The organism is Lautropia mirabilis (genome assembly GCF_900637555.1).
Classification (GTDB): domain Bacteria; phylum Pseudomonadota; class Gammaproteobacteria; order Burkholderiales; family Burkholderiaceae_E; genus Lautropia; species Lautropia mirabilis.
In genome coordinates this window covers 3,042,530-3,068,358 of record NZ_LR134378.1, presented here as the reverse complement: position 1 = coordinate 3,068,358, position 25,829 = coordinate 3,042,530, and the positions used below count along the sequence as shown (strand labels likewise).

The 25,829-nt window shown below is 67.1% G+C and carries 19 protein-coding genes, 1 tRNA gene and 1 pseudogene; 7 read left to right on the top strand and 14 right to left on the bottom strand.

Features of this window, described 5'->3' with window-relative positions; genetic code table 11:
• Nucleotides 1–468 precede the first annotated feature (468 nt).
• From EL249_RS12620 to EL249_RS12585, 8 genes and pseudogenes are all read right to left on the bottom strand, one after another.
• Nucleotides 469–1,458 (bottom strand): NAD-dependent epimerase/dehydratase family protein, encoded by a 990-nt coding sequence (locus EL249_RS12620; RefSeq protein WP_169311644.1) that lies wholly within the window; start codon nucleotides 1,456–1,458, stop codon nucleotides 469–471.
• 17 nt (nucleotides 1,459–1,475) lie between these two features.
• A complete protein-coding gene (gene trmB / locus EL249_RS12615) occupies nucleotides 1,476–2,225 on the bottom strand; it encodes a tRNA (guanosine(46)-N7)-methyltransferase TrmB (protein ID WP_005671783.1) in 750 nt (249 codons plus the stop codon).
• A gap of 96 nt (nucleotides 2,226–2,321) precedes the next feature.
• The gene (locus EL249_RS12610; RefSeq protein WP_005671785.1) at nucleotides 2,322–3,131 is read right to left on the bottom strand and encodes a thiazole synthase; all 810 of its coding nucleotides are present in this window, start codon (nucleotides 3,129–3,131) and stop codon (nucleotides 2,322–2,324) included.
• Nucleotides 3,132–3,489: 358 nt separating this feature from the next.
• A complete protein-coding gene (thiS, locus tag EL249_RS12605) occupies nucleotides 3,490–3,687 on the bottom strand; it encodes a sulfur carrier protein ThiS (protein ID WP_005671787.1) in 198 nt (65 codons plus the stop codon).
• Nucleotides 3,688–3,725: 38 nt separating this feature from the next.
• Nucleotides 3,726–4,955: a permease gene (locus EL249_RS12600; RefSeq protein ID WP_005671789.1), complete on the bottom strand. Its 1,230-nt coding sequence runs from the start codon at nucleotides 4,953–4,955 to the stop codon at nucleotides 3,726–3,728.
• Between the two features lie 248 nt (nucleotides 4,956–5,203).
• Nucleotides 5,204–5,878 (bottom strand): annotated as a pseudogene (locus tag EL249_RS12595) (TIGR00645 family protein).
• Between the two features lie 128 nt (nucleotides 5,879–6,006).
• Nucleotides 6,007–7,869 (bottom strand): ABC transporter ATP-binding protein, encoded by a 1,863-nt coding sequence (locus EL249_RS12590; RefSeq protein WP_005671794.1) that lies wholly within the window; start codon nucleotides 7,867–7,869, stop codon nucleotides 6,007–6,009.
• A gap of 32 nt (nucleotides 7,870–7,901) precedes the next feature.
• Nucleotides 7,902–8,888, bottom strand: a complete 987-nt coding sequence (locus EL249_RS12585; RefSeq protein WP_005671796.1) for an EamA family transporter — start codon at nucleotides 8,886–8,888, stop codon at nucleotides 7,902–7,904.
• Between the two features lie 424 nt (nucleotides 8,889–9,312).
• On the opposite strand from EL249_RS12585, the gene EL249_RS12580 reads away from it, so the two are divergent.
• Nucleotides 9,313–9,388, top strand: a tRNA-Gly gene (locus EL249_RS12580).
• Between the two features lie 402 nt (nucleotides 9,389–9,790).
• Here the strand turns inward: EL249_RS12580 and cydX are convergent.
• From cydX to cydD, 5 genes are all read right to left on the bottom strand, one after another.
• Nucleotides 9,791–9,922 (bottom strand): cytochrome bd-I oxidase subunit CydX, encoded by a 132-nt coding sequence (cydX, locus tag EL249_RS12575; RefSeq protein WP_005671798.1) that lies wholly within the window; start codon nucleotides 9,920–9,922, stop codon nucleotides 9,791–9,793.
• A gap of 51 nt (nucleotides 9,923–9,973) precedes the next feature.
• Nucleotides 9,974–11,128, bottom strand: a complete 1,155-nt coding sequence (gene cydB / locus EL249_RS12570; RefSeq protein WP_005671800.1) for a cytochrome d ubiquinol oxidase subunit II — start codon at nucleotides 11,126–11,128, stop codon at nucleotides 9,974–9,976.
• 19 nt (nucleotides 11,129–11,147) lie between these two features.
• Entirely contained in the window at nucleotides 11,148–12,731 is a 1,584-nt protein-coding gene (locus EL249_RS12565) for a cytochrome ubiquinol oxidase subunit I (protein ID WP_005671801.1), read from the bottom strand.
• A gap of 36 nt (nucleotides 12,732–12,767) precedes the next feature.
• The gene (gene cydC, locus EL249_RS12560; RefSeq protein ID WP_040530339.1) at nucleotides 12,768–14,450 is read right to left on the bottom strand and encodes a thiol reductant ABC exporter subunit CydC; all 1,683 of its coding nucleotides are present in this window, start codon (nucleotides 14,448–14,450) and stop codon (nucleotides 12,768–12,770) included.
• A 71-nt stretch (nucleotides 14,451–14,521) separates the two neighbouring features.
• Nucleotides 14,522–16,294, bottom strand: coding sequence for a thiol reductant ABC exporter subunit CydD (gene cydD, locus EL249_RS12555; protein ID WP_005671806.1), 1,773 nt, complete (start codon nucleotides 16,292–16,294; stop codon nucleotides 14,522–14,524).
• Between the two features lie 349 nt (nucleotides 16,295–16,643).
• Between cydD and EL249_RS12550 the strand changes: the two genes are divergently transcribed.
• The 5 genes from EL249_RS12550 to EL249_RS12530 all read left to right on the top strand — a co-directional run bounded on the left by EL249_RS12550 (nucleotide 16,644) and on the right by EL249_RS12530 (nucleotide 23,808).
• Entirely contained in the window at nucleotides 16,644–16,934 is a 291-nt protein-coding gene (locus EL249_RS12550) for a putative quinol monooxygenase (protein ID WP_005671807.1), read from the top strand.
• A gap of 44 nt (nucleotides 16,935–16,978) precedes the next feature.
• Nucleotides 16,979–17,932, top strand: coding sequence for a DMT family transporter (locus EL249_RS12545; protein WP_005671809.1), 954 nt, complete (start codon nucleotides 16,979–16,981; stop codon nucleotides 17,930–17,932).
• Nucleotides 17,933–18,469: 537 nt separating this feature from the next.
• The gene (locus EL249_RS12540) at nucleotides 18,470–20,959 is read left to right on the top strand and encodes an adenosylcobalamin-dependent ribonucleoside-diphosphate reductase (RefSeq protein ID WP_005671812.1); all 2,490 of its coding nucleotides are present in this window, start codon (nucleotides 18,470–18,472) and stop codon (nucleotides 20,957–20,959) included.
• A 75-nt stretch (nucleotides 20,960–21,034) separates the two neighbouring features.
• A complete protein-coding gene (locus tag EL249_RS13690) occupies nucleotides 21,035–22,978 on the top strand; it encodes a glycine betaine ABC transporter substrate-binding protein (RefSeq protein ID WP_005671814.1) in 1,944 nt (647 codons plus the stop codon).
• Nucleotides 22,975–23,808 carry an ATP-binding cassette domain-containing protein gene (locus EL249_RS12530; protein ID WP_005671816.1) on the top strand — a complete coding sequence of 278 codons (834 nt, stop codon included), beginning with the start codon at nucleotides 22,975–22,977 and terminating at the stop codon, nucleotides 23,806–23,808. The genes EL249_RS13690 and EL249_RS12530 overlap by 4 nt, the downstream gene beginning before the upstream one ends.
• Before the next feature lie 120 nt (nucleotides 23,809–23,928).
• On the opposite strand, the gene proC is transcribed toward EL249_RS12530, so the two are convergent.
• Entirely contained in the window at nucleotides 23,929–24,723 is a 795-nt protein-coding gene (proC, locus tag EL249_RS12525) for a pyrroline-5-carboxylate reductase (RefSeq protein WP_005671818.1), read from the bottom strand.
• Nucleotides 24,724–24,946: 223 nt separating this feature from the next.
• Between proC and EL249_RS12520 the strand changes: the two genes are divergently transcribed.
• A complete protein-coding gene (locus tag EL249_RS12520) occupies nucleotides 24,947–25,780 on the top strand; it encodes a shikimate dehydrogenase family protein (protein WP_040530348.1) in 834 nt (277 codons plus the stop codon).
• The last annotated feature ends 49 nt before the right edge of the window (nucleotides 25,781–25,829 follow it).

Genomic DNA, 25,829 nt, shown 5'->3' with positions numbered 1-25,829 from the left:
AGACTTGGCAAGAATGAAGGGGATGATTCTGCTGTAAAGTATATATTGGGCCGTGTCGCTGACGATGATGTTGACGATGTCTTTGTTGGGAGAGGAGAGAAAGTTACTGCCGGACGCGTGTACAGGTTGAAAGAGAGGTAGTGCTTTCAAGGTTTGTCAAGGTGTCGCCAGTGTACAGAAAATGGTTTGATTTCCCGGGCGTCTTGGTCCATCTGAGGTCCGAGATAACTGATTCCCCCGGGGTCTGGGGGCTCTTGTTGCTGGCAGGGAAGTGTTCGTACAGGTTCGTGCCCGGTTCTGGCCTGCTGCTGACCGGTTTCTCTCAAACATTCTTCTCTGAGCGCGAGCCAGCCGGCGGCAGCGACGATCTGGAAGCCTACTTCAAGGGCTGATGCCTGAACGCCGCGCGAGCGCGCGGCGTCCGGTTCCGGGTGCGGGCGGCATGGCGCCGTCCCGCCCGGCATGGCGTCACCGCGCCTCGGCCAGCTCCTGGCGGTAGCCCGCCACGGCGCGGGCCAGACCTTCCTCCAGGCTGATGCGGGGACGCCAGCCCCCCAGGGCCGCCGTCATCGCCGGCAGGTCGGCACACCGGGCCTGCTCGTTGCTGCGTTGCAGCCGTTCCACCGGCTGCAACGGCAGTTCGGTACCCAGCAGCCGCTGGATGATGGCCACCACGTCCGCGATGCTGCCCAGCCGGCCGTTGCCCACATCGATGCTGGCCGGTTCGGCTCGGGGCAGCAGGGCGCCGCGAATCAGCGCCTCGGCCACGTCCTCGGCGTGGATCCAGTCGCACAGCCGGCCCGGATTGCCAATGGCCGGCGCATGTCCCTGCAGGAGCGACAGGATCACCGAAGGCACCAGCCGCCGGTGGTTCGGGTCGTCCTCGCCATAGGCCATGCCGATGCGCATGTTCAGCACATTGGTGCCATAGAGCCGGTTCAGGCTACCGGTCAGCACCTCCACCATCGCCTTGCTCATCCCGTAGGGCGACCCCAGCGCCAGCGGGCCCTGCCACGGATTGGCCGCTTCCATCGAGCCCGCCACCACCACGCGGCAATCAGGCACCCGGTCCATCGCCCCCAGCACCAGATTGATGCTGCCCACCAGGTTCACCTGCAGCGCCTGGACAATCGAGGCCACCGAGCGATCCGTATTGGCATAGCCGGCCAGGTGAATGACGTGGTCCGGCCTCAGATCGTGCAGCGTCTGGGCGCAGGCGGCTTCATCATTCAGGTCGATGATCGCTTCCTGTACCGTTGCGTCCGGCAGTGGCCGGCTCTCGGCCCGGCGCAGCGCAATGATTCGTGCTCCCTGGCGGTGCAGCAGCCGGATGACGTGCCGCCCCAGAAAGCCGGCCGCCCCGGTCAGGGCAAAGCGGTGGCCCTTCAGGTCGGGCAGCGGTGGCACGGGCGGCAGCTGCGAGGCAGGGGCGGACGATGCGTGGGGAGTGCTGGGCATGGGCCGGTCGTGCCGCATCACGCCTGCTTGTAGCGGATCAGGTCGGTGATCCCGTGCCCCAGTCGTTCGCCGCGCCGCTCGAAGCGGGTGGATGGGCGCGGGCAGGGCAGGGAGGCTGTTTCAAACGGCCGCACCGGCTCGGCCACCAGCGCCGGAATCTCCGCCAGCACCTCCTCCATCTGGTCCGCATAATCCTGCCAGTCGGTGGCCAGGTGCAGGTAGCCGCCGGGCTGCAGCGCCGCCACCAGCTCGTGCACGAAGGGCGTCTGGATCAGTCGGCGCTTGTGGTGCCGCGCCTTGGGCCACGGATCAGGGAAGAACACATGGATGCCCGCCAGCGACCCGGGGGCGATCATCTGCCGCAGCACTTCCTGGGCGTCATGCTCGATGACCCGCAGGTTGGACAGTTCCTTCTGCTCGATGAGCTTCAGGAGCGCCCCCACGCCGGGCGTGTGCACGTCGATGGCGATGAAATCGATGTCCGGTGCGTTGGCAGCAATCTCGGCCGTGGTGTCGCCCATGCCGAAGCCGATTTCCAGCACCACGGGCGCCTGCCGGCCGAACGCCTGCGGGTAGTCCAGGGCCTGCTCGCGGTAGGGCAGGCCGAACACCGGCATCAGCCGTTCCCAGGCATCGCGCTGGGCAGCCGAGAAGTGCGAGCGGCGCAGCACATAGCTGCGGATGCCGCGCCGGTGCGGCGCGTCGGTGTCAGGAGTGGCAGGGGGGGTAGAGGGAACAGTGGCGGGATCGGTGGGCAGGGAACTCATCGATGACGACGGCGCAGCGAGTGCAAAGCGCGGGAATGGCGAAAGCAGGGAGGGTCACGGAAAGGAGGGGGGCCCGCAGGCCCCCGCGGTGGGCGCTCAGCGTGCCACGCTGGGCAGCAGTCCTTCCGTGGGCGAAGACGGCGTGGCCGCATAATACTTGCGCGGCATCCGGCCAGCCAGCCGGGCCAGGCGGCCCGCTTCCACGCCGGCTTTCATCGCCCGCGCCATCATGACGGGATCCTGCGCCTTGGCAATGGCCGTGTTCATCAGCACCGCCGCGCAGCCCAGTTCCATGGCCACCGTGGCGTCCGACGCCGTGCCCACGCCGGCATCGACGATCACCGGCACCTGGGCCTGTTCCAGGATCAGCTTCAGGTTCCAGGGATTGAGAATGCCCATGCCCGAGCCGATCAGCGAGGCCAGCGGCATGATCGCCACGCAGCCGATGTCTTCCAGCATCTTCGCCTGGATGGGGTCGTCACTGCAGTACACCATCACCTCGAAGCCTTCCTTGACCAGCGTGCGCGCCGCGGCCAGTGTCTCGGGCATGTTCGGAAACAGGTTCTGCTCGTTGCCCAGCACCTCCAGCTTCACCAGCGTGTGGCCGTCCAGCAGCTCGCGGGCCAGCCGCAGCGTGCGCACGGCGTCCTCGGCCGTGTAGCAGCCGGCCGTGTTGGGCAGGATGGTGAAACGGTCGGGCGGCACCGCGTCCAGCAGGCTGGGCTGCCCGGCATGCTGGCCGATGTTGGTGCGCCGGATGGCCACGGTGACGATCTCGGCGCCACTGGCGTCGATGGCCTCGCGCGTCTGCTGGAAATCGACATACTTGCCGGTACCCACCAGAAGCCGCGATGAAAAGGTGCGGGAACCGATGACCAGGGGATCAGGGGCAACCGTGTCGTTCATGCCAGATTCTCCAAAGCGTGTTTGAGGGAGGGATGGTGAACCGGACGCCCGTGGTGCATCATGGGTTTTCCGCGAGTCCGGGCTCTCCGTGGTCCAGGGGCTTCCGCGGGTCAGGGACTTCCATGGTCCAAGGGCCATGACGGCGTGCCGGCATCGGCCGATCCATCCAGATCATGAATGGTACCCGCCCCGGCGCCCGTGCATGTCCCGGACCATGCATGACATGCGCCCGGTGCATGCCCTCATGCCGGCGGATGCTGCTGCCCGGCGCCCCGTCAGCACACGGCAGGGGCCGACACAGGGACGCGTAATGCCATGGACGCGCCCCGTACCGGCGAATAATAATGTCCCGACTGCGTTAGCCGCCCCCCACCGCCACCACGATCTCCAGCCGGTCGCCAGCTGCCAGCGCCGTGGCGCCGTGCTGTGACTTCGGCACGATCTCGCCGTTGCGTTCGATGGCAATGCGCTTGCCCGCATAGCCCAGTTCCGTCACCAGCTCGGCCAGCGTGGCTGCCGCCGTCCGGTGTGTCTCACCATTCAGGATGATGTCCATCTCGATCTTTCCTCATGCCAGTTACCGCTGGCCCGTCGTCAGACCCAGTATGCAACAAGCCCGGCCAGCACACCAACCAGGGCCACCCAGCCGGCCACCGTCCACAGCAGCCGCGTGCCCAGCACGTCACGCATCATCAGCAGCGACGGCAGGCTCACCGAGGGCAGCGTCAGCAGCAGCGCCCCGGCCGATCCGGTGCCCAGCCCCAGTGCCAGCATCCCCTGCACGATGGGAATCTCGGCCGCCGTCGGAATCACGAACAGCGTTCCCACCACCGCAAAGAAGACGATCCACAGCACACCATCGCCCAGCGCCCCGTCCACATGCGGGAACAGCCACACCCGGGCCAGACTCAGCGCCAGCACCGTGATCACATACACCGGCACCGTCGACAGGAACAGCTGCCACAGCGCCGGCAGCCAGCGTTGCAGGAAGGGTTTGCGCGCCTCGGCATCTGCTGCCGCCTGTGCCGCTGCCAGCGTCGTGTTCACCGACACGCCGCCCGTGTTTGCCGCCACCCGGGGCAGGGCGGTAGCGCCGGTCCGATCCAGCGCAGCGTTCGATTCAGTCACCGAACCTGCGGCCAGGCCAGCGGCTCCGTTTGCGCTGCCCCGAACTGTCGTATCGCCCGGCAGGGCCGTATCCCGGCCTCCGGAAACCTCACGACGCTCCGCCAGCCGTCCCACCAGCCAGGCCGCGCCGAACACCAGCACCACCCCGAACACCACCCGCAGCAGCGTGAATCCACCACCCAGCACGAAGTACATGAATACCAGCGTGGCCGGATTCAGCACCGGGTTGGCCACCCAGTACGTCACGCTGGCGCTGGCCGACGCCCGCGCCCGGTACAGTCCCACGGCGACGGGGGCCGCACAGCAGGTGCACATCATGCCCGGCAGCGCTGCCAGCGTGGCCACCAGATGGCTGCCCAGGCGCGAGCGCCCCAGAAACCGCACGATCCAGTCCGGCGGCAGCAGAATCTGCACCAGCGAACCCAGCACGATGCCCAGCACCGCCGCCTTCCAGATCGCCAGAAAATACACCTGCGCGTACTGCCACATCGCCTGCCACGGGCTGTCGTAGCTGTCGGCCAGAATCGACTTGCCAATGTCGTGCTTCTCGATGGCCACGAAGGCCTTGTGGTAGTACGGGTCCCACTTCACCCAGTACAGGCCCACGCACAGAATGGCCAGAAAGAGCAGGGGTTTCCAGGCAGGAAAACGTTTGGCCGTCGGTACGGCCGCTGATTCAATAGGGTTGGATGACATGATGAAAAATCCCCGAAGGGGAGAAGTGGATCCCTGGTGCGTGTCATGGACTCAGGCATCCCCGCGTGGGAGCGATGAGTCCATGACATGCTCTGCTCCGTCCGGTCGCCCGGTTCGTGCCGGGTGTCCGTAAAACGGTCGGGACATGGAAAGGCCGCCCGGGGAGCCGCTGCCGTCCATCGGCAGCGGTGCCCCCTGGGCGGCCGGGAAGGAAAGAGACGGGACGCGAATGACCCCCGAAGGGAGATTCAGTGATGCCCGTCCTGCTTGTACGCCGACGACATCAGCTTGTCGGTATAGGCAATGGCCATGGCCGACAGCAGGAAGGTCAGGTGAATGGCCGTCTGCGCAATCAGCGTGCGGTCGGTGTAGTTGTCGGCGTTGATGAAGGTCTTCAGCAGGTGGATGGAGCTGATGCCGATGATCGACATCGCCAGCTTCACCTTCAGCACCGAGGCGTTGACGTGGCTCAGCCATTCCGGCTGGTCGGGGTGGCCCTGCAGGTCCATCCGGCTCACGAAGGTCTCGAAGCCGCCCACGATCACCATGATCAGCAGGTTCGAGATCATCACCACGTCGATCAGCGCCAGCACCACCAGCATGATCACCGTCTCGTCCAGCGAGGTCACCGGCTTGTCCGAGCGGTAGCCGATGCTCTCGACCAGCGCCTGCAGCGCGTGCTGGTTGCCGAAGGCCGCCTCCACCAGGTGCTACAGCTCCAGCAGGAAGTGCTGCACATAGACCGCCTGGGCCACGATCAGCCCCAGGTACAGGGGCAGCTGCAACCAGCGGCTGGCAAAGATCAGCCCCGGCAGCGGCCGAAGGCGCACGTTGATGGCCTGCGTGGCCGGAGAGAGTGTGGCGTCGGAATGCGCCGGCGTGGCATGGCCATGGCCGGTCGCGTGGTTGGCGTGTTCGCTCATGAAATACGGGGGTTGAAACGGGGCGCGTATTGTAGAGCGAGACGTCGGGGGAGCCGGCCTTCAGGGCCCTTCCGGGAGGGGCGCCACCCGCCGTTCGGCGGCTGCATCCCACCTTTCGGTCTGTCACCTCACTCGTTGGGCACCTGCTCGGCCAGGAAACCGCCGCTCTGGTGCGCCCACAGCCGTGCGTACAGCCCGTCGCGGGCCAGCAGCTCGGCGTGCGTGCCTTCTTCCACGATGCGGCCCTTGTCCAGCACCACCAGCCGGTCCATGGCCGCGATCGTCGAGAGCCGGTGCGCAATGGCGATCACCGTCTTGCCCTTCATCAGCTCGTTCAGGCTGTCCTGAATGGCCACTTCCACCTCGGAGTCCAGCGCACTGGTGGCTTCGTCCAGCAGCAGGATCGGCGCGTTCTTCAGCATCACCCGGGCAATGGCAATGCGCTGGCGCTGCCCACCCGAGAGCTTCACGCCACGTTCGCCCACCTGCACGTCAAAGCCCGTGTGCCCCTGCGGATCTTCCAGCGCCGCAATGAAGGCATCGGCCTGCGCGCGCCGGGCGGCGTCCAGCATCTCTGCGTCGGTGGCATCCGGACGGCCATACAGGATGTTGTCGCGCACCGTGCGGTGCAGCAGCGACGTGTCCTGTGTCACCATGCCGATCTGCGCCCGCAGCGAATTCTGCGTCACGTCGGCAATGTTCTGGCCGTCGATGGTGATGGCCCCTTTCTGCACGTCATAGAAGCGCAGCAGCAGGTTCACGATGGTGGACTTGCCCGCGCCGGAGCGTCCCACCAGGCCGATCTTCTCGCCGGGGCGGATGTCCAGGCAGAAGTCCTCCAGCACCGGCCGATGCTCGCGCCGCGCGTTCTCGCTGTACGAGAAGTCCACATGCTCGAAGCGGATGCCCCCCTGCTTCACCACCAGCGGCACGGCGTTGGGCTTGTCCAGCACCGTGTGCGGCCGGGTCAGCGTATTGATGCCGTCGCGAATGGTGCCGATGTTCTCGAAGAGCGAGGCCGACTGCCACATGATCCATTGCGACAGCCCGTTGATGCGCAGTGCCATGGCCGTGGCAGCAGCCACCGCGCCCGGACTGGCCTTGCCATGGTGCCAGAGCCACAGGCCGATGGCAGCCGTGCCGCCGGTCAGCAGCATGTTCACCGTCTGCGACACGACTTCCAGCGTCGTCACCCAGCGCATCTGGGCATGCACCGTGACCATGAAGTCTTCCATGGCCGAGCGTGCGTAGCTGGATTCGCGGTCGCTGTGCGAGAAGAGCTTGACCGTGGCGATGTTGCTGTAGGCATCCGTGATGCGGCCGGTCATCAGCGCGCGGGCATCGGCCTGCGCCGCCGCCAGCTTGCCCAGCTTGGGCACCGTCCAGACCATCGTGGCGGCAAACAGCACGATCCATGTCACGAACGGCAGCAGCAGCCAGGCATCGAACTTCCACAGCACCACCGAGCTCGTCAGGAAATAGACGACGATGTAGGTGGCCATGTCGGCGAAGGTCATCACCACCTCGCGTACCGCCAGCGCCGTCTGCATCACCTTGGCCGACACGCGACCGGCGAACTCGTCCTGATAGAAGCTCAGGCTCTGGGCCAGCATCAGTCGGTGAAAGCGCCAGCGCAGCCGCATCGGCAGCACGCCCTGCAGCGACTGGAAGCGCAGCGATGATGACAGCAGCACCAGCAGCGGGCTCAGTACCAGCACCACGCCCATGATCGTCAGCGTGCTGCCTTTTTCGGCCCACAGCGTCTCGGGCGTGTAGCGGCCGATCCAGTCCACCACGAAGCCCATCCACTGGAACAGCAGCGCCTCCAGCACGCCGATGCCCGCCACTGTCAGGAACAGCAGCACCAGCCAGCGCCGCACGCCCTGCAGCGAAGAGAGCACGAAGCGCCACAGGCTTCGTTCGGTGATCAGTCGTGTTTCATCCGGATACGGGTCGATCCGGCTTTCGAACCAATGGAAGAAGGATTTCATGCGTGGGGGAGGGATGCAGACTTTTCCGCATTCTATCCGCCACGCTGCGAGGTCAGTGCACTGCCCATGGCGGCCGTCACCGTCAGCGCGATGGCGCACCACTGCGTCAGCGTCAGCAGCTCGCCCAGCACCAGCATGGCCACCACGGAGGTCAGCGCCGGCTCCAGACTCGTCATCACTCCGTAGGTGCCGGCCTGCAGCCCGCGCAGCGCCTTCATCTCCAGGAACATCGGAATGGCGCTGGACACGACGGCCGCCCCCAGTCCGATCAGCAGCACCTTTGGCTCAAACAGCGCTGTGCCGGCATGCACCACGCCGATGGGGAACATCATCAGCGCGCCGATGCTGACCCCCAGCGCCACCGTCGTGCCGGCGTGCAGGTGCTGCGTCTTCTTGCCAAAGATGATGTAGCCCGCCCAGCACACCGCTGCTCCGGCCGCGTACAGCATGCCCAGTGGATCCAGGCTGGCCGAGGCCACGCCGGGCACCACGCCCTGCGCGCCTTCGGCCACGGCGTGGGCACCGGCCGCGCCTTCGATCACGGCCTGGGCCGCAGCTGCATCGCCGCCACCATGCCAGATGGGCAGCAGCATCAGCAGACCCGCCACCGTGCAGCCGATCCAGACGAAGTCGATGGGCCGGCGCGATGCAAACAGCGCCACCGACAGCGGTCCGCAGAACTCGATGGCCACCGCAATGCCGAACGGAATCGTTTCCAGCGCCAGGTAGAAGAGCATGTTCATCATGCCCAGCGTCATGCCGTAACGCGCCACCACCCACCAGTCATGGCGTGGCATGCGGTGCCGCCACGGGCGTCCGAACAGGATCAGCACCAGGGCCGAGAACAGCAGCCGCAGTGCCGTGGTGCCCTGCGCGCCCACGATGGGGAAGATCTGCTTGGCCAGCGAGGTGCCCAGCGCCAGCGACGTCATCGAGCCCAGCAACCACAGGATGGGCTTCAGGGGAAAGGCAGAAGGGGCATTTGCCGGCGCCTGGGGCGCAGCAGCAGGAGAATCCATGACGGTGAAAGCAGAATCCGGGAAAGGGAGCGCGCGCGCCTGGGGCGATGAAGAAGCGGCACAGCCGATGGGAAGCCGCAAGGCCGCGGCCTGCGCGGTATCCCGCGACAGGGGCACCGGGGAGCGTCGCGCGGAAGACCCGCACGGTTCAGCGAGAAGGTCGCCGGCATGCGCCCGCAACGTGCGCAAGACCCTCCATGATAAGGAGGACGATGCGGATCCCGTCAGGCGCCGCCCGGCGGCCCGACCACCGTCGGGGGAGTGTTGCAAATCTGACGACACGCAGCCTTCTGTCCCGCCACGCTTCTCGGATGGGGACGATGTCGCCCACAGCCGCCTGTCGGATGTACCGGGGGAGGGCGCGGCCGGCTTGCCACTGTGCAGCTGGGCAGGCGGACAGAAATCATCGTACAATGCGCGCCATGCGGGCGTAGCTCAGTTGGTAGAGCGCCGGCTTCCCAAGCCTGAGGTCGCGAGTTCGAGGCTCGTCGCCCGCTCCACATTCCTTCATCGGTGGCAACACCGGGTCGGTGGTCATGGCGTACTGGCCCATGGCCAGCACCCCCAAGGTCCACAGCCGTCGACATCCCGGTCGGTTCCCGGCCGCGGCAGCCAGCGCATTTCAGCGCCAGGCGCCCATCTCATCTCCCCCTGTCTCCTTGGCAACGTCCGCATGAAGCGCGACATCACGTGTCGCCGCCGTCGTGTGCGGGCCATTTCCGTTGTCTTTCTCGGCCCCGCAACACCGGCAGGATCTGCATCACTTCGGAAGCCTGTGCGGCATCCGAACCTCCTTCAAAGCCCGGGCAGGCCCATGAAGGCCTGTCCCGCGCATGTCCTGCCAGAAAACGAAAGGTCCCGGCGCTGCCCGCACTACAGGGCTGCGCCGGGACCCGGTGCCGTCACGGTTTCTCGTGCGGCTCCAGCCGGTCACGCCGGATGGCGTCATCTTCCATCAGCTCGAACCACATTGCGTTGAGCACGGCAAAGGCGGCTGCCAGGGGCAGGCCCAGAATCCAGGCGAAATACCACATGGTCGGTGTCCTTATCGGTGAACGTTGCGGGGGAGAGTGAGGCAGCAGGGATCAGTACGCATGGCCCTTGCCCTTCCGGATGTCGTCAGCGTCCACCTTGCCGCGCAGCACCGTGAAGACCCAGCTCGTGTAGGTCAGGATGATGGGCATGAAGATGGCCGCGGAAATGAGCATGATGAACAGCGTGAGGTGGCTCGAGGACGAGTCCCACACCGTCAGGCTTGCCGCAGGCATGCTGGACGACGGGAGGATGAACGGGAACATTGATGCCCCCACACTGCCGATGATGCCGGCAATGCCCAGGCCCCCGGTTAGCAGGGCTGCCAGCGGCCGGCGACCGGCCAGGCACAGCGCCGCCAGCAGCGGACCTGCCAGGCCCACAGCCGGAACCGCCCACAGCAGCGGGTGGGCCGCGTAGTTGGCAAACCAGGCATCGGCCTGCGTGCTCACGGTCTTGAGCAGCGGGTTCGAGACCCCATCGGTGGGCAGGTTGCTGGTGATGACGTAGCCGTTCACCAGATGGGCCAGCACGACGCCCGCCACCGCGTACAGCACCACGGTCAGGATGGCCGCCACGATGCCGAAGCGTCGTGCGCGCTCGGCCACGATGCCCGAGGTCTTGAGCTGCAGCCAGGCCGCCCCGTGCATCACCAGCATGGCCAGCGACACCAGACCGCACAGCAGGCCGAAGGGGTTGAGCAGACCAAGGAAGGTGCCTTCATAGAAGATCTGCATGTCTTCCCCGATGTGGAAGGGCACGCCCTGCAGCACGTTGCCCACGGCCACTCCGAAGATGATCGAGGGCAGGAGTCCGGCCATGAACAGGACGGCATCCCAGCGGCTGCGCCAGGCGGGGTCTTCACGCTTGCTGCGGAACTTGAAGGCCACCGGCCGCAGGATGAATGCGAACAGGATGGCGAACATGGCCAGGTAGAAGCCCGAGAACGACACCGCGTACAGCTGCGGCCAGGCGGCGAAGATGGCGCCGCCGCCCAGGATCAGCCAGACCTGGTTGCCTTCCCAGATGGGGCCGATGGTGTTGATGACGGTGCGGCGCTCGATATCGGTGCGTGCGACGAAGGGCAGCAGCGTGCCGATGCCCAGGTCGAAGCCGTCGGTCACCGCATAGCCGATCAGCAGCACACCCATCAGTGCCCACCAGATCACGCGCAGCACTTCGTAGGAGACGAGTTCGTGGAGGATCATGTTCCTTTTCCTTGCAGTATCACTGTGCGGAAGCCAGGGCGCTGGCTTCACCGGGCTGAGTTTCATGCGGGATCGGATGGTCTTCCGGCCCCTTGCGGATGGCCTTGAACATCAGCTTCATCTCGATGATCAGCAGGACGGTGTAGATCGCCACGAAGCCGGCAATCGTGAAGAGCACGGTGGAGGCGCCCAGGTTCGAGACGGCCACGGCTGTCGGCAGCACCCCTTCGATGACCCAGGGCTGGCGTCCCAGCTCGGCCACGAGCCAGCCGCTCTCGATGGCGATCCAGGGCAGCGGGATGGCGAACACGGCAATCCGCAGCAGCCACGGGTAGGCATCCAGCCGGCGGCGTGCCGACAGCCAGAAGAACGTGGCGGTCAGCAGGATCAGGAACAGGCCCACGCCCACCATGGCACGGAACGAGAAGAACAGCGGAGCCACCTGTGGCACCGTGTCCCAGGCCGCGCGGCTGATCTGCTCGGGCGTGGCCTGACGGGGATCGTCCACATAACGCTTGAGCAGCAGTGCATAGCCCAGCGCATGGCCGTGTTCCTCGAAGATGGCACGCTCCGGCGCGTTGGCGTCGAGGTTGCCCTTGGCGGCACGGATCTTCTGCAGGGCGTCATAGGCCTTCAGACCGTCGCGGACGTGGTGCTCGGCGCGCTGGACCAGATCCTTGATGCCGGGGATTTCCGTGTTGAGCGAGCGCGTGCCGATCAGGCCCATGACCCAGGGCACGTGCACGGCATAGTGCGTCTCGCGGGCTTCCTGGTCAGGAAAGCCGAAGGCCGTGAACGGGGCAGGGGCCGGCTCGGTATCCCAGATGGCCTCGATGGCCGCCAGTTTCATCTTCTGGTGTTCCGTCGTGAGGTAGCCGCTTTCGTCACCCAGCACCGCCACCGACAGCGAGGCGGCCAGACCGAACGATGCGGCCACCGTCATCGAGCGCTTGGCCAGCTGCAGGTGCCGGCCCTTGAGCACGTACCAGGCCGAGATGCCCAGCACGAAGATGGCGGCTGCGACATAACCGGCCGAGACCGTGTGCACGAACTTGGCCTGTGCCACGGGGTTGGTGAGGACGGCAAAGAAGTCCTTCATCTCCATCCGCATGGTCTGCGGGTTGAACTCTGCGCCCACCGGGTTCTGCATCCAGCCGTTGGCGATCAGGATCCAGAGTGCCGAGAAGTTCGAGCCGATGGCCACCGCCCAGGTCACCAGCAGGTGCTTGACCTTGGACAGCCGATCCCAGCCGAAGAAGAAGAGACCCACCAGGGTCGCTTCCATGAAGAAGGCCATCAGCCCCTCCAGGGCCAGCGGCGCCCCGAAGATGTCGCCGACATAGTGGCTGTAGTAGCTCCAGTTCATGCCGAACTGGAACTCCATCACGATGCCGGTGGCCACGCCCATGGCAAAGTTGATGCCGAAGAGCGTGCCCCAGAACCGGGTCATGTCACGCCAGATGGAACGCCCCGTCATCACGTAAACCGTTTCCATGATGGCGAGCAGGATGGACAGGCCCAGCGTGAGCGGGACGAACAGGAAGTGGTAGAGCGCTGTCAGCGCAAATTGCAGCCTTGATAGGCTGACGATGTCGACATCCATGTTGGGGGTTCCTCTTCTCGGTTTCGGGATGGTGTATCAATCGGGTCTCAGCGCAGCCAGCGCGGCCTCGAAGCCCTCGCTGCCGCGCCGGAATTCACCTTCGAGCCTGCCGTTGCGCAGCACCAGCAGGCGATCGGCCAGCGCCGCTTCGCGGCGCAGATGGGCGGCCATCAGCCATGCACGCCCTTGGCCCAGCGTGTCCAGTCGGGCCAGCACATCGGCGGCCGTGGCGGCATCCAGCCCCTCGGTCGGCTCATCCAGCAGCCACAGGGGGCGCTTCTGAAGCAGCAGTCGGGCCAGCGCCAGGCGGCGGGCCTGGCCGGCCGACAGCCCCAGGCCGCCTTCGCCCAGTCGCGTGTCCAGCCCGGCCTGCAGGCGCCGTATGGCGTCCGCCAGACCGGCTGCTTCCAGGGCCTGCCACAGTGCGGCGTCGTCCGCGTCCGGGTCGGCCAGGCGCAGGTTGTCGCGCAGGCTGTCCTGGAACAGGTCCGGACGCTGGTTCAGCCAGGCGCCGGGCTGCGTCAGGACGCGCCCGGTGTGCGGATGGCGCTCTCCGGCGATCAGCGCCATCAGTGTCGACTTGCCTGCGCCGCTGGGGCCGACCACGGCGACCCGTTCGCCCGCGGCCAGCTTCAGCGACAGTGCGGTCAGTGCATCCACAGGGCTGTCCGGATGACGGACCGACACGTCATCCACGATGATCGCACAGCCCGTGTCAGGGCGTTGGGCGGGGGGCTGAACGGTCGGCGCGCAGTGGGGGGAAAGCCGACGAGCCGCCAGCCAGGCGCGGCCCGATTCGAGTGCTCCCCGACGCAGCGCCGCAAAGGGTTCCATGGCCGTCAGCGCAATCAGTAGCGCCAGGGCTGCTTCCGGCGTGCCGATCTGCCCCTGTTCGGCCAGCAGGCCCACACCCAGCAGGACCAGGGCCAGCGTGAGGCTGCCGGCCACACCATGGATGGCGGCCGCTTTCGCGTCCAGTCGCTGCAGACGACGGTCACTGCGCGCCAGACGTTCATCCGTGCGGCGCAGGGTGTCTCGCTGGGCGGCCAGCCGGCCGGCCATGAGCAGTTCCGTCTGGCCCGACACCAGGTCCACGGCCTGGGCGCGCAGCCTTTCCGTGAGCAGGGCCCGCCGTGTGGCGGGGCGCCGCGAGCGGCGGGCCAACACGATGATCACGGCCAGGCCGATGATCAGCATCCAGCCGCCCAGCGCGAGGCCGAGCCAGGGCGACATCACGCCGACCACGACCGTGGCCAGCAGCGTCGCACCCAGCGCCGCGGCGGCCGGCACCAGCAGGCGAAGATAGAAGGCGTCCAGCGCATCCAGGTCCGTGGTCAGCCGGAACAGGGCCCGTGCCGGACGGCGCAGCAGGTCCTGGATGCTGGTGCTCTCTGCCCAGCCGCGGAAGAGGCGTTCGCGCAGTTGCGCCAGCGCCGCCAGGGTGGCGTCATGGGTGACGAGCCGCTCGCCATAGCGGGACACGGTGCGCCCCAGCGCCAGCAGCCGGATGCCGGCAGATGGCGCAAAGACATCGAAGGCCAGCGCGGTGGCGGGCTGCAGCCCGGCAATGGCGGTTGCCGTGATGAACCATCCCGACAGGCCCAGCAGGCCCATGCCGGCCAGCACCGTCACGGCAGCCAGCGCGGCGCCCCATTTCATGCGTGTCGACGCGCCGTCGCACATCGCCTTCAGGGCGGGCAGGGAGGAACGATGGGCCATGCCATCCTTCGCCGCGCTGTCCCTCTCGGTCACCGGGGCGTCTTTCCCTGTTAGCGGGTCGTCCTTTCCTGTCATGCCGCAGTCTCCGGATCCGGGGAGGGCAACTGCACGATGCGGTCCATGCGCGCGGCCAGTCGGGGATCATGGGTGGCCACGATCAGCGTGCGGCCCCGGGCCAGCGTCACCAGGGACTCGGCCACTTGATCGGCGGTTTCACTGTCCAGGTGGGCCGTGGGCTCGTCGGCCAGCAGCAGGTCGGCTTCAGGTGCGGCCATCAGGCGCGCCAGCGCAAGACGCGCGGCCTCGCCCCCCGACAGGCCTGTTCCGCCTTCGCCCAGCGAGATGCCCGGATGGGCCTGGGCCACGGTATCGAGCCGGGCCTTGGTGATGGCCTGGCGCACCCGTTCGTCATCGACGCTTGGGCGGCCGAGCGCGATGTTGTCTCGCACAGGGGCGGCAAACACGTGGGCGCGCTGCCCCATCCAGGCCATGCGTTCACGCAGTGCCCGGACCGTGTCCGGAGCCAGTGTCTGGCCGTCGATCTCGATGCGCCCCGCCGTGGGAACCAGCAGGCCTGCCAGCAGCGACATCAGGACCGTCTTGCCCGTGCCGCTGCCGCCCACCAGGGCCACGTGCTCGCCGGGGCGCACCGCCAGCGAGAAACCTTGAAACACCGGTTTCTCATCGGGAAAGGCGAAGCCCAGGTCCGTGAGCCGCACACTGGGGGCTGGACGCTGGGGTGATGCAGGATCCACCGATGCCGGTTTCACTGATGCCGCTTTTGCCGATGCCGCTTTTACCGATGCCGGCTTCACCGCCTCGGGGGCCGGTCGATCATGGCGGGTGGACGCAAGGGGATCCGTTGCCGGCTCTCCGGTGTCAGGCCGAACGGCATGGGCCTCATCCAGCAGCGGCAGGCCGTTCCCGTTCAGCCGCTCCAGGGCGTCCATGGCGGCAACGCCGGCGGCGCGGTCATGCCAGACCGCGGCCAGTTCGCGCAGCGGCTCGAAGAACGCGGGCGCCAGCAGCAGGATGAAAAGCCCTTCGCCCAGTGTGAGCCGGCCACCCCAGGCACCGAATTCCAGATAGCCCAGCACGTGAAAGCCCACATAGGCCGCCACCATCGCCACGCCCAGCGCCGAGAAAAGCTCCAGTACCGCCGAAGACAGGAACGCAATGCGCAGCACCTTCATCGTGCGCTGGCGCAGGTCTTCGGCACTGGCACGCAACCGGCGGGCCGTGGCCTGCACGCTGCCCAGGGCACGCAACGTGGGCAGCCCCCGCAGCCGATCCAGCAGGAAGGCGTTCATGCTGCTCATCTGCAGCCATTGCGCCTCGCTGGCCGCCCGGGCGCGCCAGCCCACCAGCACCATGAACAGCGGAATGAGCGGGGCTGCCGTGATCAGCACGGCCGCGGCGGCCCAGCTGTACCACGCCACGGGCAGCAGGATCACCAGGGGCATCAGGCGCACGCGCCACATGGCACCGTGGTAGCGCGTCAGCCATGGCAGGATAGCCTCGGCCTGTTCGGCCAGCACACTGGCGGCCGTGCCGGCATGCAGCCGGGAACGATCCAGCGGCGAACGCGCAGACAGAGAGGTGATGGCCCGTTCCCGCCAGAGACTCAGGCGTTCACGTGCCGACTCGAACATCCGGGTGCTGCTCCAGGCATCCAGCCAGGCGCGCAGCAGGCCGGCCACGACGATGCCCGCTGCTGGCCACACCACACCGGCCAGGCCCGCGCCTGACTGCAGACGGGCGACACCCAGCGCCAGCAGCGCGGCCTGGGGAATCCAGAGCAGCGGACTCAGCGCATGGATCAGGCAGGCAGCGTCAAGCCGCATGCCCGGGATGGAACGGGAGGATGCAGGATGTTGTCGAACGGGGGCTGACTCTGCGTGCCCGGCAGGCGTCTCGCCTTCGCGGTTCCCACGGTCTGGAGAACTCGGGGTGATCATCACGCGATCTTATATGATCACCACCGGCGTCGTTCATCATGAAAACTTCTTTATCGTATCCACAACGACGCCACCGTCGAAAAGGAGACGGCTGCCCCCAAGGCCCAGTCCCGTCCTGTCCTGTCCCGGGCCGGGCCAGGCCAGGCCGGGGTGTCCGGGATTGCCGGGCTGTCCAGGGACGGCTTCGGTAACATAGGCCGCACTGTACAGAACAGAAATCAGGGAGGTGCCTCCAATGTCCGAACCCATCCATCTCGTCGTCACGCTGCAGGTCAAGCCCGGTCACCTGGACCGCCTGAAGCAGGCCACGGCCGAGCTGGTGGCGGCCAGCCGCCAGGAAGCCGGCTGCGTCTCCTATGGCGCCGCTTATGCCGAGGACGGGGTCACAGCCTACATCATCGAGCACTGGAAGGATCAGGCGGCGCTTGATGCCCACAACAAGACCGCCCATTTCATCGAGGGCGTGAAGAAGCTGCAGGATGCCTGCAGCACGCTGCAGATTCATCGCGTGCACTGGCAGGGTTGACCCGGGTGTCCTGAGCGCCGACAAGCCCCGACAATGAGCGGGTCATGAAGAACCCGCACGTCAGCGCACTCGCGGCCGCCCATGGGGCGGCCGTGCTTTTCGGGCTCACCGGCATCCTCGGGGCCCTCATCCGTTTCGATGCCGTGGCCATCACCGCCGGCAGGGCAGGGTTCGCCGCAACTGCGCTGCTGGTGCTGGCCCTGGTGCAGCGCAGGCCGCTGCTGCAGGGGCTGGGCTCGCATCGCGCCGGCATCCTGCTGGTCAGCGGCCTGCTGCTGGCCATGCACTGGATCACCTTCTTTCTGGCCGTCAAGGTGGGTGGCGTCGCCGTGGCCACGCTGGGTTTCGCCAGCTTCCCGGCCTTCATCGCCCTGCTGGACGTCGTGCTGTTCGGCGAGCGCATTGGCCGGGCAGAGGGCACGATGCTGGCGCTCGTCACCCTGGGGCTGGTGCTGGTCACGCCCTCGTTCGACGTGGGCGACCAGGGCACCGCGGGGCTCCTGTGGGGGCTGGCCTCGGGGTTGAGCTTTGCCGGCCTGGCCATCTGCAACCGTCGCGGCAATCGGGGCATGGACGCCATCCAGGTGGCTTTCTGGCAGAACCTCGTCGTTGCGCTGCTGGTGCTGCCATTGCTGGGCCTCAGTCTGGCCCCTCCTCAGGTAGCTCGATCGCAGGCGACTTCCTCCTTGGTGACCGGGGCTGCCGCCATCGACTGGGCCAGCTGGTTCTGGCTGGCCGTGCTGGGCGTCCTGTGCACGGGTCTGGCACATACTCTGTTCGTCAAAAGCCTTGAGTCGCTTGATGCCCGCAGTGCCGGCATGATCATTGCCCTGGAGCCGGTCTACGCCATCGCCTGCGCCTGGTGGCTGTTTGGCGAAGAGCCCTCGGGGCGCATGCTGGTGGGGGCATCGCTCATCATCCTGGCCACCGTACTGTTGGCCATGGGCCACAAGGCCTCGGCTGCCCGGAAGAGGGCTTCCGAAGGCATGAAGGCCTGACCCTTTCAGCGGGCCGCCTGTCGGTATCTCGTACCGCTGTACGCCCAGCCTCCAGCCCTGTCCCGCGCCGTGTCTCGCCGCTGCGTCGCATCGTGGCGCGCTGCCCGACAGGAGGTCGCGTCCCACGCCACAGCCCGACGTTTTTCTCTTTGAAACACCCACGGCGGATCGCTCCGGGCTTACAATCGACCCCGCTCCAACCCCTTGTCTAGCGTGACGGTAGGCATGGGGACACTGTATGTGTTATTTTTACGGAACGGCAAGTCGCTGCGGCCCATGGCTCGCCAGCACCTGTCATCCCGTGGAAAACGGCTCGTGCAGCGGGTTTCCGGCGTTTCCACACCCTCGTGGCGCGCCAGGGTTTTCCTTCGGTTCAGCTTTCCTGCGGTCGGGGCCTTTCTCCCGTCCTGCCGGGTCGACCGCCGTCCAGCCTGACGGTGGCGCCTTCGTCTTCATGCGGCCTTCGGCCGTTTTCGTTTTTCTGGCAAACCGGGCCGGATGGCCCGTTGCGCCCTGTCGTTCTGGAATGTACGCCCTATGAAACGTGATGTCCTGCCTGCCGCCCACACCTCGTCGGCGCTGCCCGTCCAGCCCATCAGCCAGGATGTGCTGGCCGAGAAGTACCTGAAGGACGGTGAGAAGACCGAAGCCGAGCTGTTTGCCCGGGTGGCGCGCGCGCTGGCCTCGGTCGAGAAGCCCGAGATCCGTGACGAGTGGGAAGCAAAGTTCCTGGGCAACCTGCATGCCGGTGCCATCGGTGCGGGCCGCATCATGAGCGCAGCCGGTACCGATATCCAGGCCACCCTCATCAACTGTTTCGTGCAGCCCGTGGGCGACTGCATCCAGGGCTACGACGACCAGGGCTACCCCGGCATCTACGAGGCCCTGCGCGAGGCGGCCGAAACCATGCGTCGCGGCGGTGGCGTCGGCTACGACTTCTCCCGCATCCGCCCCAACGGCGCCGAGGTCAAGGGCACGCACTCCATCGCCTCCGGCCCGTGCAGCTACATCAACGTCTTCGACCAGAGCTGCGCCACCGTCGAGAGCGCCGGCAGCCGCCGTGGCGCCCAGATGGGCGTGCTGCGCATCGATCATCCGGACGTGCTGGACTTCATCACCGCCAAGCGCACCCCGGGCCGCTGGAACAACTTCAACGTCTCGGTCGGCGTCACCGACGCCTTCATGAAGGCCCTGCAGGACAACGCCGACTGGGAGCTGGTGCACCGCGCCCGCCCCGGCCGCAAGGTCATGGCCGCAGGCGCCTATCAGCGTGACGACGGCAAGTGGGTCTACCGCCGCGTGCCGGCCCGGCAGCTGTGGGACACGATCATGAAGTCCACCTACGACTTCGCCGAGCCCGGCATCCTGTTCCTCGACGCCATCGGCCGCGACAACAACCTCAACTACTGCGAGACCATCGAGGCCACCAACCCCTGTGGCGAGCAGCCGCTGCCGCCCTACGGCTGCTGCGACCTGGGTCCCATCATCCTGACCCGCTTCGTGCGCAACGCCTTCGGGCATGGCGGCGAGCCGACCTTCGACTTCGCCGCCTTCGAGGACGTGGTGGCCATCCAGGTGCGCGCTCTCGACAACGTGCTGGACGTGACCTTCTGGCCGCTGGACAAGCAGCGCGCCGAAGCCGCCGCCAAGCGCCGCATCGGCGTGGGCTTCACCGGCCTGGGCAACACGCTGGCCATGCTGAAGCTGCGCTACGACCGCGCCGAGGGCCGCGCCATGGCCGCCCGCATTGCCGAGACCATGCGCAACGCCGCTTACCGTGCCTCGGTCGAGCTGGCCAAGGAGAAGGGCGCCTTCCCGCAGTTCGACGCCGATCGCTACCTGGGCAAGGGCAGCAAGAAGGGTGAGGGCAGCTTTGCCTCTCGCCTGCCTGACGACATCAAGGCCGACATCCGCAAGTACGGCATCCGCAACAGCCACCTGCTGTCCATCGCGCCTACCGGCACGGTCAGCCTGGCCTTTGCCGACAACGCCAGCAACGGCATCGAGCCGCCGTTCTCCTGGACCTACACGCGTCGCAAGCGCGAGGCCGACGGCAGCCGCAGCGAATACGTGGTCGAGGATCACGCCTGGCGGCTGTTCAAGTCGCAGGGCGGCGACGTGGACAACCTGCCCGACTACTTCGTCAACGCCCTGGCCATGACGGCCCAGGAACACGTGGCGATGATGGAGGCCGTGCAGCCCTACGTCGACACCTCCATCTCCAAGACCGTCAACGTCCCGGCCGACTACCCGTACGAAGACTTCAAGGACCTGTACCAGCAGGCCTGGAAGGCCCGCCTGAAGGGTCTGGCCACCTACCGGCCCAATCCCATCCTGGGCGCCGTGCTGGAAGCCGAGCCTGCCAAGAAGGAAGAGAAGCCTGCCGACAAGGCCGAGGCCGCCGCGCAGCAGCACGAGCAGGATCCGATGCGCAAGGTGATCGAGCGCCGTCCGCAGGGTGCGCTCAACGCCGTGGCCGAGAAGATCGAGTACTGGACGCACGAAGGCCAGCAGCGGCTCTACCTCATCGTCTCCTTCCTGCCGGTCGAGGGCACCGATGGTCGTACCGTCGAGCGCGCCATCGAGTTCTTCATGCCCGTGGGCCAGAGCGGCGAATCGCAGCAGTGGATCACCGCCACCATGCGGATGCTCAGCCTGGCGGCCCGTGGCGGCTTCCTCGACCGTGCACTGTCCGACATGCGCAAGGTCACCTGGGACCGTGGCCCGGTGCGTCTGGGCACCTATGTGAAGGCCGATGGCACCCACGTGCCGCGCTGGCACGACAGTGAAGTCGCCGCCATCGCCTACGCCATTCAGAACCTCATCGCCAAGCGCCAGGAGGCCGTGCAGGCCTCGCTGTTCGAGCCGGGCGAGCTGCCGTCGGTCGAGCCGGCCGTGCAGGCTGCCCCCGAATCCTCGGGCATCATGGCCGGGAAAAAATGCAGCGAGTGTGGTGCCTATGCGATGATCCGGAAAGATGGCTGCGACTACTGCACCCAGTGCGGCATGCTCGGCAGCTGCGGTTGATCGGCCACCCCGGTTGATCGACCATTCCGGCTGATCGGCCGCCCCGGCTGATCCACTTCCCCACAGGAGGCGCCCTTGGCCATCCAGCTGTACACCTTGCTGTTTGCCCTGGTCGTGGCCCTGATGCCGGCTGCGACCCGAGCCGCTGCGGATGCGCCGGCACCGGCGCATGCCGACTGTGCTGCCCAGGACCCCATCCGCCTGGGCGGGCTGGACTGGGAAAGCGGTCAGATCACCACGGCGCTGCTGGACCTGCTGCTGCGCGAGGGCCTGGGTTGCCGCACCGAGGTGGTGCCCGGCTCAGTGCCCAGTCTGGAATCGGCCCTCATCCAGGACGACATCCAGATCATTGCCGAACAATGGGTTGGTCGCTCGCCCGGCATCGAGAAGGCCGTGGCCGACAAGAAGGTCGCCATTCTGGGGGACACGCTCACCGGCGGTGCCGTGCAGGGCTGGTACGTGCCCCGTTACGTGCAGGAGCAGCACCCCGACCTGAAGTCGGTGGATGATCTGGCCAGCCATGCCCATCTGTTCCCCAATCCCGAACAGCCCGGCCAGGCACGCTTCCTGAACTGCCCGGCCGGCTGGGCATGCGAGACCTTCAACACCCGGCTGCTGGCCAACACCGGGCTCTCCACGCGCTACGCCAACGTCCATCCCGGCACCGGTGCGGCGCTGGATGCCGAGATCGCCTCGGCCATTGCCCGCCGCGAGCCCTTGCTCTTCTACTATTGGCACCCGGCCGGCCTCATGGCCAAGTACGACCTGGTGCCCATCGCGTTCCCCGACTACGACGCCCGCTGCTGGCCCGAGCTGATGAACCCGGCTTCCCGTGATCGCTGCGTCTCGGGCTTTCCGGTGTCCCGGCTGGCCATGGCCGTCTCGGATTCGCTGCAGAAGCAGTATCCGCAGGTGATCGCGCTCATCCGGAAACTCCAGCTGTCGCCCGAGGTGCTCGACCGGCTCATTCTCGACATGACCGAGAACCGCCGTGACGGCCCCGCTCAGGCGCGCCTCTTCCTGCAGCAGCGTCCCGAGCTGTGGGCACCCTGGCTGCCGGCCGAGGCCGCCCAGCGTGTCGCCCGCCGGCTGGGCATCGACACGGCACGCCTGCCGGGGCAGAAGGGCGCTACGGAAGCGCCTGCTGCTTCGGACAGAGCGGAAGCCTCTGGTCCGGAAGCCTTCTTCCCCGCCTGGTCGGTGGCCGACTGGCTCAACGACAGCCTGGCCCGACTCGTTTCCAACCATGGCGAGACCTTCCGCGCCTTCAGCCAGTCGCTGCTGCATGGCCTGCTGCTGCCGCTGGAGCGTGCGCTGGCGGCGGTGCCGCCCTGGCTGCTGCTGGCGCTGCTGGCCGGCCTGGCCTGGCACGCCACGGGCAGCCTTGGGTCGGCCGCCTTCAGTGCGGCCGGCTTCTACCTCATCGGAGGGCTGGGCCTGTGGACGCCGCTCTTGCAGACCCTGGCGCTGCTGGTTGCGGCCTTCCTCTTCATTCTGGTGATCGGCTTCCCGCTGGGCATCCTGATGGCGCGCAGCCGCTGGCTGCATCGGTGGCTCTCGCCTGTGCTGGACATCATCCAGACCATGCCCAGCTTCGTCTATCTCATTCCGGTGCTGATGCTCTTCGGCATCGGCCGCATTCCGGCGCTGTTTGCCACCGTGGTCTACGCCACCGCTCCGCTGGTGCGTCTCACCGCTCTGGGCATCCGCGAGGTTGACGCCCGGATGGTCGAGTCGGCCGAATCCTTCGGCTGCACCCGCACCCAGCTCCTGTTCTGGGTGCTGCTGCCGCAGGCGCGGCCCGCCATCCTGGCCGGCATCAACCAGGCCGTCATGATGTCGCTGGGCATGGTGGTGGTGGCCTCGATGATCGGTGCGCGCGGTCTGGGCGAGAACGTGCTGCAGGCCATCCAGACGCTGGACATCGGCCGGGGCGTGCAGGCCGGTGCCGCCATCGTCATCCTGGCCATCGTCATCGATCGCATCACCCAGGCCTACGGACGGAGGGGGAACAGATGACCCGCATCGTGTTCGAGGATGTCAGCAAGATCTACGGCGACCGGCCCCGCCAGGTGCAGGAGGCCATGGCCCTGCTGCACCAGAACGTGCCCAGCGACGAGATCTTTGCGCGTACCGGCTGCCGTGTCGGGCTGCGTCACATCAGCCTGGAGATTCCCTCAGGCGGCATCTTCTGCGTCATCGGCCTGTCCGGCTCGGGCAAGTCCACGCTGGTGCGCCACATCAACCGGCTCATCGAGCCCTCCTGCGGCCGCATCCAGGCCTGCGACATCGATGTCACGGCCCTGGATGCGCGGGGCCTGCGCGAATTCCGGCGTGCCCGGGTCAGCATGGTGTTCCAGCACTTCGGACTGCTGCCGCACCTGACGGTGATGCAGAACACCTGCTTCGGCCTGCGTGTGCGGGGCCTGTCAGCCAAGGAGCAGCGCGAGCGTGCCTACTACTGGCTGCGCGAGATGGAACTGGCCGACATGGCCGACAGCTATCCGGAACAGCTCTCGGGCGGCATGCGCCAGCGCGTGGGGCTGGCGCGGGCGCTGACGGCCGATACTGACATCATCCTGATGGACGAAGCCTTCTCGGCCCTTGATCCGCTCATCCGCATCCGGCTGCAGGACACCGTGCTGGCCCTGCAGCAGCGGCTGGGCAAGACCATCGTCTTCATCACCCACGACATCGACGAGGCGTTGAAGATGGGCAGCCGCCTGGCCATCCTCAACGCCGGCGAGCTGGTTCAGGTCGGCACCCCGCAGGAACTGCTCGACCATCCGGCCAACGACTACGTGGCCGAGTTCATGCGCACGGCCCGTCACCCCGGCAGTGCCTGCTGAAGGGAACGGCTGAAAGGGGCCGCTGAGGGGCACCGGCTGAGGTGGGGGCCGGGGCCCGTTGAAGGGACCCGCTGATGCGCCCTCTGCGCCTTTATCCGCCGGAGGGCCAGGGCAGGAAGCTCAGCCGCCCGACAGTTCGACCGAACGCTGTCCGGCCTTGGCCGCCGCCACATCCACCAGTCGGCGCAGCGCCTGACCCTGCTCGAACTCCTCGATGGCGGCATGCGTGGTGCCGTTGGGTGACGTGACGGCCTGACGCAGCGCCACGAAATCGGCGTCGTACTGCGTCTGCAGCGTGGCTGCCCCCAGCGCCGTCTGTGCCGCCAGCTGCTTGGCCAGCTCGCGCGGCAGGCCCAGGTTCACGCCGGCGTCAGCCAGCGCCTCGGAAAACAGGTGGTAGTAGGCTGGGCCGCTGCCGCTGATGGCCGTGACGGCATGCAGCTGGGCCTCGTCATCCACCCAGAACGAACGGCCCACGGCATCGAAGAGCCGCGAGATCGTCTGGCGCAGCGCCGGTGACACGTCCTCGTCGGCATACAGCCCCACGCAGCCCTGGCGCACCATCACGGCCGTGTTGGGCATGCTGCGCACCACGGGCCGTTCCAGCGGCAGCGAGGCGCGCAGTGTCCGAAGCGGCACACCGGCCATCACCGAGATGATCGTGGCGTTCTGCAGCTGGCTGGCCGGCAGCGCACTCAGTGCCTCGCGTGCCATCACCGGTTTCACGGCCATCACCACCAGGTCATAGGGGGTGTCCGGCAGATCGGCCGCCTGGCGATACAGGCGGGCCTGCACATCCTGGGCACGGATCGGATCCACTGCATCAATGCCGTCCACCAGCCCGGCACCCAGCCAGGCCTCGCCCAGGGCTGCGCCCATGCGACCATATCCCAGAAAGAGAGCGTTCAGACCCATGCTTTACTCCTTGTCGTCGTGCGCAGTCGGGGTCGACCGAGTCGCGCGACAGACCTGGCGCCTGTCGCAGAGGCTACATGTTAATGGTTTTTCCTGAGGACAATCTGCAACACCCCATGGCCTCATGCCCATTCCGCATGCTCATCATCATGCAGCCCACCTGTTCGGCGCCTTCCCGTCCGGCGCGTTTCCCCTGGCAACCCCTCATCCGGAACACCGCGGCATGATCACCGGCAACACACGCCTGCTCGCCCACATCGGCTATCCCACCCAGACCTTTCGGTCTCCGATGATCTACAACCCCTGGTTTGCCCACGTGGGCGAGGACGTGGTGGTCGTGCCTTTCGCCTCGCAGCCCGACAGTTACCCGGCGTTGCTGCGAGCACTCTTTGACACGGGCAACGTCGTGGGAGCGCTCATCACCATGCCGCACAAGAGCACCACGCCGGCGCTGCTCGACCGTGTCTCGGTCGCCGCACGCATCGCCGGTGCCTGCAACGCCGTGCGACGCGCGCCTGACGGCAGCCTGGAAGGCGACATGTTCGATGGCGAAGGCTTCGTGCTCGGCATGCAGCGCAACGGCGTGAGCGCCCGAGGCTGCTCGGCGCTGGTGGTGGGCAGTGGCGGCGTGGGCTCGGCCATTGCCGCGTCGCTGGCCGCCGCTGGAGTGGCGCGACTGGCGCTTTTCGATGTTCGTGAGCCCGTCATGCAGGCGCTGGCCGGACGGCTGCGACAGCACTACCCGACGCTGGAGGTCGTCACCGGCAGTGCCGACCCGGCCGGCTTCGACATCGTGGTCAACGCCACGCCGCTGGGCATGAAGGCCGGTGACCCCCTGCCCATCAATGTCGAGCGCATCCCGCCGCATGCCTATGTGGGGGAAGTGGTGCTCAGTGCCGAGGTCACCCCCTTTCTGGCCGCTGCCCGGGCGCGTGGCTGCCAGGGGCAGGGTGGGCTGGACATGCTCTATGAGCAGATTCCCGCGTACTTGGCATACTTCGGTCTTCCGGTGGCCACGCCCGGGCAACTGCGCGCACTGGCCAACCCGATGGCCTGACGCTTTCCCCGGGCCGGGCGTACCACCCCATCAGGGGCGCCGCGCTCAC